13 protein-coding genes are annotated in these 13,545 nt (G+C 61.6%); all 13 read right to left on the bottom strand.

The window, feature by feature from the left end; translation table 11 throughout:
• Nucleotides 1-133: 133 nt before the first annotated feature.
• Entirely contained in the window at nucleotides 134-1,003 is an 870-nt protein-coding gene (locus R4P65_RS01185; protein ID WP_317825163.1) for a hypothetical protein, read from the bottom strand.
• 45 nt (nucleotides 1,004-1,048) lie between these two features.
• Nucleotides 1,049-1,777: a hypothetical protein gene (locus R4P65_RS01180; protein WP_317825162.1), complete on the bottom strand. Its 729-nt coding sequence runs from the start codon at nucleotides 1,775-1,777 to the stop codon at nucleotides 1,049-1,051.
• A gap of 99 nt (nucleotides 1,778-1,876) precedes the next feature.
• The gene (locus tag R4P65_RS01175) at nucleotides 1,877-3,124 is read right to left on the bottom strand and encodes an MCE family protein (RefSeq protein ID WP_317825161.1); all 1,248 of its coding nucleotides are present in this window, start codon (nucleotides 3,122-3,124) and stop codon (nucleotides 1,877-1,879) included.
• Entirely contained in the window at nucleotides 3,121-4,398 is a 1,278-nt protein-coding gene (locus R4P65_RS01170; RefSeq protein ID WP_317825160.1) for an MCE family protein, read from the bottom strand. The genes R4P65_RS01175 and R4P65_RS01170 overlap by 4 nt, the downstream gene beginning before the upstream one ends.
• Entirely contained in the window at nucleotides 4,395-5,648 is a 1,254-nt protein-coding gene (locus tag R4P65_RS01165) for an MCE family protein (protein WP_317825159.1), read from the bottom strand. Before R4P65_RS01165 ends, R4P65_RS01170 begins: the two co-directional genes overlap by 4 nt.
• Nucleotides 5,648-6,643 carry an MCE family protein gene (locus tag R4P65_RS01160; protein ID WP_230812152.1) on the bottom strand — a complete coding sequence of 332 codons (996 nt, stop codon included), beginning with the start codon at nucleotides 6,641-6,643 and terminating at the stop codon, nucleotides 5,648-5,650. The genes R4P65_RS01165 and R4P65_RS01160 overlap by 1 nt, the downstream gene beginning before the upstream one ends.
• Nucleotides 6,640-7,719, bottom strand: a complete 1,080-nt coding sequence (locus R4P65_RS01155) for an MCE family protein (protein ID WP_230812151.1) — start codon at nucleotides 7,717-7,719, stop codon at nucleotides 6,640-6,642. The genes R4P65_RS01160 and R4P65_RS01155 overlap by 4 nt, the downstream gene beginning before the upstream one ends.
• Nucleotides 7,716-9,077, bottom strand: coding sequence for an MCE family protein (locus R4P65_RS01150; RefSeq protein ID WP_230812150.1), 1,362 nt, complete (start codon nucleotides 9,075-9,077; stop codon nucleotides 7,716-7,718). Before R4P65_RS01150 ends, R4P65_RS01155 begins: the two co-directional genes overlap by 4 nt.
• Entirely contained in the window at nucleotides 9,074-9,934 is an 861-nt protein-coding gene (locus tag R4P65_RS01145; RefSeq protein ID WP_230812149.1) for an MlaE family ABC transporter permease, read from the bottom strand. Before R4P65_RS01145 ends, R4P65_RS01150 begins: the two co-directional genes overlap by 4 nt.
• A gap of 5 nt (nucleotides 9,935-9,939) precedes the next feature.
• A complete protein-coding gene (locus R4P65_RS01140) occupies nucleotides 9,940-10,734 on the bottom strand; it encodes an MlaE family ABC transporter permease (protein ID WP_003942038.1) in 795 nt (264 codons plus the stop codon).
• A gap of 9 nt (nucleotides 10,735-10,743) precedes the next feature.
• Nucleotides 10,744-11,865: an ABC transporter ATP-binding protein gene (locus R4P65_RS01135; RefSeq protein WP_317825536.1), complete on the bottom strand. Its 1,122-nt coding sequence runs from the start codon at nucleotides 11,863-11,865 to the stop codon at nucleotides 10,744-10,746.
• Between the two features lie 260 nt (nucleotides 11,866-12,125).
• Nucleotides 12,126-12,512, bottom strand: coding sequence for a 50S ribosomal protein L7/L12 (gene rplL, locus R4P65_RS01130; protein WP_003941857.1), 387 nt, complete (start codon nucleotides 12,510-12,512; stop codon nucleotides 12,126-12,128).
• Between the two features lie 78 nt (nucleotides 12,513-12,590).
• Nucleotides 12,591-13,175, bottom strand: a complete 585-nt coding sequence (gene rplJ, locus R4P65_RS01125) for a 50S ribosomal protein L10 (RefSeq protein WP_003942074.1) — start codon at nucleotides 13,173-13,175, stop codon at nucleotides 12,591-12,593.
• Between the last annotated feature and the right edge of the window lie 370 nt (nucleotides 13,176-13,545).

Below are 13,545 nucleotides of genomic sequence, written 5' to 3'. Positions count from 1 at the left end.
GTCGCAGCATTCGAACATTCGTCACCTGCATTCGAACACTGCCACCCGAAGTGTAGCGAGCACCGGCGTCACATACGAAAAATCTGGACCGACATCGTGCGTCGGTCCAGATCTTCGCGCTGGTGCCCCAGTGCTACTGGTCGCGTATCTCCGAGATCAGCCAGTTTCCGTCTTGCTTCTCCAGGCTCACGATGACCATTCCGGAGCGAGAGTCTGCCGCCACGCCGTTCTGCGTCGAGCTGACGTTGAGTTGGGCGAGCAACTGCGCCCGGTCCTTCTCGAGTCGTGTGACCCCGATCAGCGGGACATCAGCGGTGGTTGCCGTCTGGGTTTGTTCGACGCCGGCCTTCTGAGTGTCCTTGTACTGGGTTAGTTGGTCACGCATCGACTGATTCAGGCCCTGGACGCCCTTGTCGAAATCGGCGTCGAAAGTGTCGGGCGAGAACGTGAAGACTGCGGCCAACGCCGACGGCGTCACGCGAAGAACCTCGGCCGTGGCGCCTTCGTCCACCCAGGCGATGTCGTCCGTCTTCGCACCGACTTTGAAGAAGGCGACACCCGCGAGGATCGCGACGACCACCGCTGCTGCCCCCAGGATCGCGACCAGGCGCCAGCCGGCCTTCGATGGTGGGGATGTTGTCGCCGACTCCCCCGCGTCTGTCTCCGGGGCAGCGGGGGCGGTGGTCTTCGGTTCGTCGGCGACGGTCTTCGCCGACTTGGTGAGATCTGGGCCTGGCGTGGATTCCGGCGCGTCGGATTCAGGCTTCGAAGGCTCGGCACCCGAAGCTTGCGCCTTCATGAGGTTCGGCTTCGCAGCTTCCCGCGTCGCTGGTTCGGGAGTCGCCACTTCCGGGGTCACTGCTTCCGGCTGCTCGATCGTGGGCTCGACCGGATCCGAATCGGACGTCCCCGCGGGGACGTTGAGCGAGCGAGCGCTTCCCGCGATCTTCGGCCGACGGTTCTGCGGGGAGGACGGTCCGCCGGTACGACGTTTGGGTGGCATTACGCGCTTCTCCTTCGAGGGATGTCGGTGTGCAGGTTCGTAGAACTACCGGCCACCGGAATCACCGCCCTCGGTTGTCGGTGCAGGAGCACTGGATGCGGGTGCTTCGGTCCCCGAGCCGGGGGCGGGCGTCGCATCAGGTGCCGGCGTGGAGCCGTCGGCGGTCGGCAGAGTGCCGGAGCCGAGGTCGACCCGCGATCCGACCGGATCGGCCGACTGCGCCTTCCAGACCCCGTCCACCTCGACCATTCCGAGCCGCATCCCGAGCTGGTTCTTGACGAACTGGTTGCCCTGGGTCGTGGTCACTCGAACGACGACCAGAGCCGTGGCTGTCCGATCATCGGTGTTGAGTTCGGTCAGAGCGGACTGCACAACCTCGGTGTCAGCCTTCGAGCCCGAGTTACGCAATTCGTCGGTGATGGAATCCTGAACGGTCTGCAGATAGGTCGTCATCTCGTCACCGGTCACCGAAGAACGCATGTTCTCGATCGACTGGTCGAGATTGGCCGAGTCCGCGTTGTTGAGATTGATCGCGACTTGCTGCGCACCGATCAACGCGTCGTCACGCATCTCGGCGGTGGTGCGGTCGGTGGTAAGCGCCCGCACGTAAGGGACGCCGAATACACCGAGCGCAACCACTGCCGCCAGAAGCAAGACACCGACCGCAATCAGAGACGCTGTCAGCCCCTTCGGTTTGCCGGTCGTCGGCGTTCCCGCTTCGACTTGCTCGGGCCCGCCGGACTGCGGGGAACTGTTTCTCTGAATCACACTCACTACCCTACTTACCTGTTTTGCCCAGCCTCTGGCCGCGAATCGTCAACTGCCACAACTCAGTAGCCTGAACTGCACAAACTCGATCACATTCGGATCGGTCTACTTCGGTGTCACTCCGAGCATCGGCGCCAACTGCGTCGCGATCGGGTTGAGGTTCAACTTGTCCGGATCGACCTTCGGCTTGAAGTCCCAAGGCTGGATCGTGTCGGGATCGGCGTAAACCACGCGGTTGGCACTACGAACACCCGTCTCGCTGCCCAACGGCACCTCACACGACGCCGCGGTGTTGAGCGGGAAATCCTGCTGGGTGTCGTCGAAATTGGGATTCTGACGCTTCATCTCGTCCAGGATCGCCATCGTGCCTTCGTAACCCACCGTGCACGAGAGCGGATTGTTGGTCTCCAGCACCAAGCCCTGATGGACAGTTCCGTCGCCGGGAGCAACCGTCGGTGCGGCAGCAGCCAGGCCCGGAAGGAAGATCAGGAACGGCTGCAGCGCGATCGTTCGCGGCGCAAGTGTCTTGGTGGTGGCCGCCAGGTTTGTCAGGTCGGTCGTCAGGCTCGGACCACCCTCGTTGATGAGAGCGCCAATCTGATCGCTGGCCGGAATGCCGTTGTCGATCAAGCGTCGGATGTCCGGATCGCTGGTCCGCAACTGCGCCGTGACAGCATCGAGATCGCTACTGAACTGCTTGATCGCAGAGGACTGGTCCGACTGCGTCGTCAGAACCGTCTCACTGTTGCGAATCAGCGCGAGTGTCTGAGGCAAGGTATCGAGACCGGACTGTGAGAGACCGGACAACGAATCGGCCAGGACCTGAATGTCCTCACCCTTGCCGTTGAACGCAGCACCGAGTTCGACGGCGACGGTGTGGAGTGCGTCCACCGGCACGGACTTGACCAAGCCGTTGGCACTGGTCAGGACATCCTCGATCGGGATAGGAGTTGTGGTGTCCCCCACCGCAATCACCGATCCGTCCTCGAGGAAAGGTCCCTGATCGGTATCGGGCTGAAGGTCGACGTACTGCTCGCCGATGGCGGAGCGGTTAGCCACGACTGCGCGGGCCGACGAGGGAATCTCCGGAGCACTGTTGTCGATCTTCAGGTCGACCTGGATTCCGTCCTCGGTCAACGACATGTCGCCGACTCGGCCGACCGGAACGCCGCGATACGTAACTTCGGCGTTCGTGAAAATTCCACCGGACGTGGCCAGTTCGGTCTTGACCGTGTACTGACCGAACCCCATGAGGTTGTCCAGACGCACGTACTTGGCACCGACGTAGATGAGCCCCAGAAGCGCAACCAAGACAAAGCCGACGAGCTGCCATTTGACCAGAGCTGATCTCACTGTCCATCACCGCCAATTCCGAACTGTTCCAGCATTCCCTGGATGGGATTGAGTGGGTCCGCCGCCGGCGCCGGGGTTGCCGGGTCTCCCGCCGTTGTGGCAGGAAGACCAGCGACGACGGGGATCTGCGGCAGGATCGGAGCGATCGGCAGCAGTGACACCGTCGGCCAACCCGGCCGCGGCCCATTGCCGTTGTAGTACGGGTTGGACGGATCGACTACCGGCTTGGGGTTGCCGAACTTCGGCTGACGGTATTCCGGTTCACCCTGTCCGACACCAAGACCCGAGAGAGTATTGCCGATCTGCAGGTCAACGCTCAGGAAGAGGTTCACGGAACCACCCTGCGCAATCTTCTCGACACCGTCCGGGAACGGGAATGTCGGGAGGAAAGGAAGTGCCCCGACGAAGTCGTCACCGGAGTCGGCGAGCGCCTGCAGCGTCGGACGAAGAGCCTGAAGATCTGCGATCAGATCGTCCTTGGACTGCGTGAGAACGTCGGTTCCCACTGTTCCGAGTCGATCCACCTGAGCGAGCATCTGCGTCAACTGCGGACGCTGCTCGTTGAGAACCTGTGTCGCAACGGGCAGTTCCTCGAGAATCTTGCCGATCTTCTCGTTCTGATCGTTGACTCGACTCGAGAGCACGTCGAGTCCGTCGAGGGCGCGCGTGATGTCGTCACGCTGCTCGTTGAGTCCACCGATGAGAGTATTCGCCTGCTCCAGAAGACTTCTCGTCTTGCCTTCGCGGCCGTCGAACGCGGCCCCGAGTTCTTCGACGATGGGCTGCAACTGGCCGACACCGCCGCCGTTGAGCAGCAGCGACAGCGCCCCGAGAACCTGCTCGATTTCGGTGGCGTGCCGGGTGCGATCGAGTGGAATCAGATCGCCGTCGGCCAGCTTCGCAGAGTCCGGTCCGGACGGCGGGGCTGACAGTTGGATGAACTTCTCGCCGAGCAGGTTCGTCTGCTCGACCGCGGCAATTGCATTGGCGGGCAGATCAACCGACGAGTCGAGGACGATGCCGACATCTGCGGTCCATCCGTCCGGTCCGACCGACACGTCGTCGACGCGACCGACGGGAACGCCGTCGACCTTCACCGCAGACTGCGGAACAAGGTCAAGGACATCGTCGAACTGAATGGTCAAGTGCATCGGATCCGAGCCCACATCAGGACCGCCCGGAAGCGGGACCGCGTAGATACCCTCGGACGAGCAGGCGGTTGCCGAGATCAGGACAGCGCACAATCCGGCGCCGAAAATCAATGAACGCTTCACTCGCCCTCCCCGTTTCCACTGGTCAGCCGCGGTGACACGACGCCGGGCACAGTGCCCGGAACTACCTGCATCTGCCGTTCGGAACCGGCGAGGATGCCGAAGGGAAGGTTCAGGCCTGCGGCCTGATTGGCCGCGTCGGTCATCGCGGCGACATTTGCGCACTGGTCGATTGCCGGCTGCATCTGCCTTCCCAACGCCTCGAACCGCGGATCACCGGGCAACAGTTTGCCGAGATCCATCAACTTGCAGAGCACTCCGGCCGGGTTCTGAAGATCCGGGAACGCCAGACGTGAAGCCAGCACTCCTGATTCGGCGTCGTAGGAGTTGACCAGGTTGGAAATCGCCAGAGGAAGCATGGTGAGCGTGTTGGCCAGCGCTTCCTTGTTGTTCGCCAATGTCTGCGTCGGTTCGACCAGTCCCTCGGTTGTCTGGACCAACTGATCGCGGTTGTCGGCCACGAACTTCGCGACGTCGCCGAGAGCAATCGACAGCTGATTCAGAGCGGCACCGAGATCGTCTCGCTCACCCGCCAAGAATCCGGTCAGATCCGACAGCTGAGTGTTGAACTGACGCACCTGCTGATCGTTGGCAGCCAGCGCACCGACGAACGTATCGAGGTTCTTGATGGTGAGCGAGATGTTGTCACGCGAATCGTTCAGCGTCCGTGCGGCATCCGAGAGGTTGGTGATGCTGTCTCCCAACGCTTCACCGTTGCCCTCGAGGTTGGCCGCGCCGGTCTCGACGAAATCGGAGAGCGCACCGTTCTTGTTGGCGCCTTCGGGACCGAGGGCCGACGCGAGTTCGTCGATGCTGGAGTACAACTGGTCGACCTCGACGGGCGTCGCTGTCTTCTCGATCGGAATGACTGCACCGCTGGCCATCTTGTCGCCGCCGGTGAAGACCGGAGTCAACTGGATGTAGCGGTCGGCAACCACCGACGGCGTGATCTGGGCAGCACTGGCGCCGGCGGGGATGTCGATCCCACGATCGACACGAAGCTCGACCTTGACCTGATCTCCCTGAGGTTCGACGGATTCGACGGTGCCGACCTTGACACCGAGGACACGAACGTCGGACCCGTCGTAGATACCCACCGACTTGTCGAAGTAGGCAGTGATCTTGGTCGTTCCAGCGCGCGTGAACACCCACCACAGCGCGCCACCGATTACGAGTAACCCGATGAGAACAGCAGCGATGATCGCGATCGAGCGCTTCTTGGAGCCGCTTCCGGCTTCGGCAGTATCAGCCATCAGTTGCCTCCCAACGTACGAACAGGGTCACGGTAGCCCGGAATATCCGGTAGACCCGGCGGAAGGAGGTTCACGACGACCTGGTCGAACCAACGGCCGTTGCCGACCACGTTGGCGTACAAGCGAATGAAGGGTTCGTAGAGCTTCAGTGCCTTGTCCAAGTTCTCGTTGTTGGCCTTCAGGATGTCGATGACGCCGTTGAGCTGCGTCAGCGCCGGCCCAATTGCCGCCTCGTTGTCACGAACGAGACCGGTGAGCTGCTGAGAGACGCGCTGAGTTCCGGTGAGCAGCTGCGAAATCGCCTGCTGGCGATTGTTGAGCTCCTGCACCAGAAGTCCACCGTCGCGGATGAGCTGGGTGAATTCCTTGTTGCGATCAGCAAGGATCTGTGACGTCTTCCCGGTCGCGTCGAAGAGCTTCTGCAAGTCCTGATCGCGGCTCGCGATCGTCTGGGACAACCGGCTGACTCCGTCGAGCGAGGCTCGCACGTCGCCGGGTGTCTCGGAGAAGGCTTGGGACAACGTCTCCATGCTCTTCGCCAACTGGTCGGTGTCGATGTCACCGACTGTGTCCGCCGCTGCCGAGAAAGCCTGAACAACGTCATACGGAGACGTGGTGCGCTCGAGCGGAATCCGGTCCTTGGGATCGAGGTTGTCGGTTCCGCGCGGATCGAGTGCGAGGTACTTCTGCCCCAGAATCGTCTTGATCTGGATGGACGCCGAGGTTTGATCGCCGACCCACGCGTCACTGACCTTGAAGTCGACGAGAACCCGATCTCCGTCGAGATCAACGGAGGTGACCTTGCCGACCTTCACACCGGCGATACGAACCTCGTTACCGGGCTTGAGCCCGGCGGCTTCGGAGAACTCGGCGGAGTAGGACGAACCTGCCCCCACGAACGGAAGCGAATCGAGAAAGAACGCTGACAAAGTGGCTAACAGCACCACGAAAATACCGATGGCTCCGGCCATTGCCGGACTGCGACGTTTACTCATCGACCTTGCAACTCCCTCATACCGTCTTGAGTGCATCGCGTGGCCGCGTTGGTGTAGATCGGCTGGTTGACCGTCGGCAGGCCGGTGGGCAGATTCAGCGACGCAGACTGTCCGGGACCGGCGACGATGTCGATTCCACACAGGTAGAACTGGAACCAGGAACCGTAACTCGCGACGCGGGAGAGCTTGTCGAGCTTGACCGGCAAGGTCTCGAGCACCGCATTCACGTCGTCACTACGACGGTTGAGTGTCGTCGCCAACGTGTTGAGTGCCGTGATCGAGCCCTGGATCGACGGCCGCGTCGGCTCGAGCAGGTCTGCCGTCGCGTCGGTCAGGCCGGCGAGTGAGGTCACGGCCGAACCGACCACACCACGCTCGTTGGCCAACCCGGTGACCAGTTGCTGGGTGTTGACGATCAGCGAATCGAGGTTCTTGTCATTCGCGTTGACGGTGTCGAGAACGTCGTTGAGGTTCTTGATCACCGCGCCGATGACAGCGTCCTTGTCGGCAACGGTGTTGGTCAGACTCGCGGTGTTGCGTACGAGCTCACTGATGGTGCCCGACTCACCCTGGAAAACCTGGATGATCTGGTACGACAACTTGTTGACGTCGTCCGCGCTCAGGGTGGTGAACAGCGGCTTGAATCCGTTGAAGAGCGTCGTGAGGTTGACCGCCGGGCGCGTCTGCGCCAGCGGCAGGGTGTCGCCGCCGGTGATCTTCTTGCCCTGGCTACCTTCGCCTTGTGAGAGGGAGATGTACCGCTGCCCCACCAGGTTGCGGAACCGGATCGTGGCGATGGAACTCGCCGGCAACCAATCACGGTCGGATACCGAGAACTGCACCTCGGCCTGATTGTCGTTGACGATGGCGATCTTCTCGACCTGCCCGACACGAACACCGGCAATGCGTACCTCGTCGCCCTCGTTCAGCGAAGTGACGTCGGAGAATACTGCGTTGAACTTGGTTCCTCCGCCACCGCCGAGGTTGGCGATACTGGCCGCCAGCAATCCCGTCGCCAGGACGGTGACCACCACGAAGATGATGAGCTTTGTCAGCGGAGCTGCGAGTCCTCTCATTGGACGCTCACCTCCGCACCGGCGAATGCCGGAGCACTGACCATTGTGGTCCACGCCGGAACGTCGTCCGGCGCAACACCGTTGGCCTGTCCGTAGATCACCTTCAACGTATCCTCTTCGAGTCGCGAGCCCGCGTAGCCGGCCTGCTGTGCAGGACCACTGTTGTTGGTCGAGAAGAGCTGCGGTCCGGAGCCCTCGGGTGCGGGCAGGAATTCCATGGTCGCGGGTCCTGGGTTGCGGGACGGCACCTGGTAGGAACCGTCACCGTACGACCCACCGGGGTACTGCGGGAACGGGCGACCGGGCTCGGTGACGTTGTCGTAGCAAACCGGGCCGCGGTTGTCGACGAGCCGGGGTTCGTCCTGGTTGGGCAGGTAGCGGCCCTTGGGGTTCACGATCTGAATACTCGCACGCACACCGGGATTGGGCGCGTCGGTGGACAGAATCTTGGCCGCTTCCGGAGCAGTGTCCGAGAAGCCCTTGAATGTGCACCCGAAGGTCGGCGAGTATTGCGCCAACAGCTGGAGCGCTTCGGTCGAATCCGCAGCGAGCGTGATGATCGAGGACGAGTTCGTCTCGAGGAATGCTGCTGTGTTCGACGAGGTCGCGGTGAGCGACGCCAGCAGTGTCCGCAACTGATCCTGCTTCTGCACCACCGTGTTACCCGTTGTCCGCAGATTGTCCAGAGCGTTGACCAGATCGGGCGCAGCGTCCGAGTACGTCTGGGAGAAGTCCGCGAACTTCCGCAGATCCTCTTGCACGGCAGGTAGTTCGGTGTTGACGCCGCGGAAGATCTCTTCGAGACGATCGACTGTCAAACCGAGCTCGGCACCGCGTCCCGTCAGGCCCTGAGCGAGAGACCCGAGAGTGTTCGCCAAATCCTGCGGCGGAATGGCCTGCAGGAGTGGGAGCAGCCCGTCCAGAACGTCGCCGACCTCGACAGCGTTGCCGCTCTTGTCCTGGTGGATCACCGTTCCCGCGGAAATCGGGGTCGCGGTGGTTCCCTCCGGGATGATCAGGGAGACGTATCGCTCACCGAAAAGCGTCTTCGGAAGCAGACGCGCCGTGACGTTGGACGGAATCAGATCAGCCTTGTCCGGTTCGATCGCGAGGACCGACGTGACCTGGCCGTCTTTTGTCGACGCGGATCGCACCTCGCCCACCAGCAACCCACGCACCTTGACGTCCGCGTTGGGCGGCAAAGCATTTCCGACGGTGTCGGTCACGAGGTCGATCTTCACTACGTCCTTGAACGTCTTGTTGAAAGTTCCGATGGTGAAGGCCAGGAACAAGGCCAACACCACGAAGAACACGAGTCCGAGCACACGGCGGCGCAGGACTGACGGAGCCTCGATCATCCGGCCACCCTCACTGTCGTCGTGGTACCCCAGATTGCGAGGCTGAGGAAGAAGTCGAGAACGGCGATCGTCACGATTGCGGCACGAACAGCGCGGCCGACGGCCACGCCCACGCCTGCGGGACCACCCGAGGCGTGGAAACCGTAGTAGCAGTGGATCAGGATCAGTACGAAGGCGAAGACCAGGACTTTTGCAAACGAATACAGCACGTCCTGCGGTGGCAGGAAAAGGTTGAAGTAGTGGTCGTACGAGCCCGTCGACTGCCCGTTGAACACCGTACTGATCACTCTCGAGGCGAGGTACGCCGCAAGCAGACCCACGATGTACAGCGGGATGACGGCGACGAAGCCGGCGATCATGCGGGTCGTGACCAGGAACGGCACCGACGGCACCGCCATGACCTCGAGTGCGTCGATCTCCTCCGAGATTCGCATGGCGCCGAGCTGAGCTGTGAAACCACAACCCACCGTGGCCGAGAGCGCAAGAGCCGCAACGATCGGAGCGATCTCACGGGTGTTGACGTAAGCGGAGAGGAAGCCGGTCAGAACCGAGCTACCCAACTGCTCGAGGGCCGCGAAGCCCTGCAAACCGACGACGACACCGGTGAATCCCGACATCATCGCGATCACGCCGATCGTTCCGCCGATGACTGCGAGCGCACCGCTACCGAACGTCACTTCGGCGAGCAGCCGAAGTGTCTCCTTCCGGTACCGGTGCAGGGTGCGCGGTGTCCACGCGATTGCGCGCGCGTAGAACGACATCTGCTCGCCCGCGCGGTCCAACGCGTTCAATGGAATCTTGGCAACTTTGCGGCTCTTCAGCAGGAACTGATCGCCGCGGCCTCGTGCGATGGTCATTTAGGTCAAGATCCCTTCGCCGGCACGATCTGGAGGTACACCATCGTCAGAATCAGATTGGCGAAGAACAACAGCAGGAACGTGATGACGACGGCCTGGTTCACCGCCTCACCGACGCCCTTGGGGCCACCGGACGGGTGAAGTCCCTTGTACGCGGAGATCACACCTGCGATGACACCGAACACCGCGGCTTTGATCTCACCGCTCCAGATGTCCGGTAGCTGCGCAAAAGCTGAGAACGACGAGATGTAGGCACCGGGGTTACCGCCCTGCAGAATCACGTTGAAGAAGTAACCACCCGCGATACCCACGACGGACACCAGTCCGTTGAGCAGCACAGCGATCAGCACCATCGCAAGTACACGCGGAACCACCAGGCGCTGAATCGGATTGATTCCGAGGACTTCCATCGCGTCGATCTCTTCGCGAATGGTTCGTGAACCGAGATCGGCCGTCACGGCCGATCCGGCCGCACCGGCGACCAACAATGCTGTCACCAGAGGGCTACCCTGCTGGATCACCGCCAGGACGCTGGCAGCGCCGGTGAACGATTCTGCACCCAACTGCTTGATCAGCGAACCGGTCTGCAATGAGACGACGGCGCCGAAAGGGATGGCTACCAATGCCGTCGGCAAAATCGTCACGCTGGCGATGAACCAGGCCTGCTCGATGAACTCACGGAACTGAAATGGACGCCGGAACGTATTCCTGACGACGTCGACGAACAGTTCGACGATGTTTCCGGCCTGAGTTAATGCTCCGTTGACCGGACTCAGAACCGAGTTGCGGGTAACCCCCATCCGATATGCCTACCCTTGCCCGTGTGTCGTGTTTCCGTAGGGATCGCCCTCGTATGCAGGAATGACCTGCGTGTCTTGCGAGTTGTCGTTCCACTCCCCCTGATAGCCGCTCGCTTCGGCGTACTGGGGATCGTACTGCCCAGTTCCGTCAACCTCGTCCAGGCTGTCCTGAATTGCCGCCTGAGCGTTAGCTGGGAGGGTGTGCATGATCTGGCGGACGCGCTCCTGGCGACGACGAACGGCCTGACGCTCCGGGTTTCCGGGGGTGGCCTTCATCTGCGGCACGATGCCCTCGACGTCGTCGACACCACCAGCATGGTGACCGGCGTCGACGAGCGCCTGCTCGTGCGCCATCTGGGCCTCGTCCTTCTCTTCCGACATACCGATCGGACCGATCATCGTTCCGTTGAGGAACTGCTTGACGACGGGTTCGTCCGAGGTGAGCAGCACCTCGCGAGGGCCGAACATCACCAACTGACGACGGAAGAGCATGCCGATGTTGTCCGGCACCGTGCGCGCGAGGTTGATGTTGTGCGAGACGATCAGAATCGTCGCGTCGGACTGCGCGTTGATGTCGATCAGCGTCTGGCTGATGTAGGTCGTGCGCACCGGGTCCAGACCGGAGTCAGGCTCGTCGACGAGGATGATCTCGGGATCGAGGACGAGTGCACGCGCCAGACCGGCACGCTTGCGCATACCGCCGGAGATCTCACCGGGAAGCTTGTCCTCGGCGCCGACCAGACCGGTGAGGTCCAACTTCTCCATCACGATCTTGCGGATAGCGGATTCCGACTTCTTGGTGTGCTCACGAAGCGGGAAGGCGATGTTGTCGTACAAGTTCATCGAGCCGAACAGAGCGCCGTCCTGGAACAGAACGCCGAACAGTTTGCGGATCTCGTAGAGCTCCTTGGAGGAGCACTGCAGGATGTCCGTGCCGTCGATGACGATGGAGCCTTGTTCAGGGCGGAGCAGTCCGATCAGGGACTTCAGGAACACCGACTTACCGGTACCCGAAGGCCCGAGCAGTGCGCTGACCTCACCCGCGGGAAGTGTCAACGACACGTCCTGCCAAATCCTCTGCGACCCGAAAGACTTTGTCAGTCCTTGTACCGCTACCTCGACTCCCACCATTACCTCCGCGACGTCCGTTGCATGCATGCACCCGTGTGGGTTGGGTCACTCTATCGCATGGGAGTGGTACCCGTGACTGCGAATACTACTAACGAGTAGGGAAGAAGCATAATTCAGGTCACAGCCCAGTTCGGACACCCCTCCCACCTGCATGGATTCCGACATATCACCCGCGAAAAAAGTTCAAAAAAAGAGGGCCACTCCCCCGTGGGGAGTGGCCCTCTTCGTTACTACTCGCGAAGAGCAGCGGGAAAACCGTCTTACTTGATGACGATCTTTGCGCCGGCAGCTTCGAGCTTTTCCTTGGCAGCCTCTGCGGCGTCCTTGGCAACCTTCTCGAGGATCGCCTTCGGAGCGCTCTCGACGAGGTCCTTGGCTTCCTTCAGGCCGAGGCCGGAAACGACCTCACGGACGACCTTGATGACCTGGATCTTCTTGTCGCCAGCCGACTCGAGGACGACGTCGAACTCGTCCTGCTCTTCAGCAGCTTCTGCGCCGGCAGCCGGTGCGCCTGCAGCGGCGACGGCGACGGGAGCAGCAGCGGTGACCTCGAAGGTCTCCTCGAATGCCTTAACGAACTCCGAGAGCTCGAGGAGGGTGAGCTCCTTGAACTGGTCCAACAACTCTTCGGTGCTGAGCTTCGCCATTGTGGCGGTCCTTCCTGTAAGTCCCATGTCGCTGATCCGCGACCGGGCGGGGTTATGCCAGTGATGCGCGGGTGCGGATCAGCTTTCGGCTTCGGCCTCGGCCGGAGCCTCGGTGGCAGCCTCTGCGGGGGCCTCTGCGGCTCCGCCTTCTGCAGCCTTCTTCTCCTGCAGGGCAGCGGCCAGACGGGCCATCTGCGAAGCGGGAGCATTGAACAGGCCTGCGGCCTTTGCCAAGTTGCCCTTCATCGCGCCGGCAAGCTTTGCCAACAGGATTTCGCGGGATTCGAGATCCGCGATCTTGTTGACCTCTTCCACGGACAGCGCAGCGCCGTCCATGTAGCCGCCCTTGATGATGAGCGCCTTGTTGTCCTTAGCGAAGTTCTTCAGAGCCTTCGCAGCGTCGACCGGTTCGCCCTTGATGAATGCAATGGCGGTCGGACCAACGAACAGGTCATCAAGGCCCTCGATGCCAGCCTCTGCGGCGGCACGCTTGACCAGGGTGTTCTTGGCGACGGAGTAGGTGGCACCTTCTCCGAGAGCGCGTCGCAGTGTCGTGATGTTGCCAACCGAAAGGCCACGGTATTCCGTGACCACAGCGGCGGTCGAACCCTTGAACTGCTCGGTGATTTCCGCAACTGCGGAAACCTTCTCAGGCTTTGCCATACTTCGCCTCCTCTCGTGACAGTCGTTGTCCCACTCAGGAACCGCTGCACCTCATCGGGGTGAACCCGAGAAGACACTGTCCGCGACATGCAAAACGCCCCGGCGCAAGCGCACGGGGCGTACAGAGGAAACATGAAGAAGAGGCTTACGAATCAGCGTAACCATGCAACACAAAGCAGTGCATAACCAGGCAAACTGTAGAACCACTACATCAAGCTATCCCCCTACCTCGTTCACCTACGTGGGCCGCCGGGCACTCCCGGACTTTCAACCACACTCATTACTGAGTGCAATCACCAACGGTCTTGGGTAGAACATGATTTTGGGGTGAAGTTCATATCCAGCACTGAACTCCGCGTCGAAGACTACC

This window comes from Rhodococcus sp. IEGM 1318 (assembly GCF_033142465.1).
Classification (GTDB): Bacteria; Actinomycetota; Actinomycetes; order Mycobacteriales; family Mycobacteriaceae; genus Rhodococcus_F; species Rhodococcus_F qingshengii_B.
Note: the sequence above shows the minus strand (reverse complement) of the source record. Positions and strands in the feature narration are given on the sequence as shown.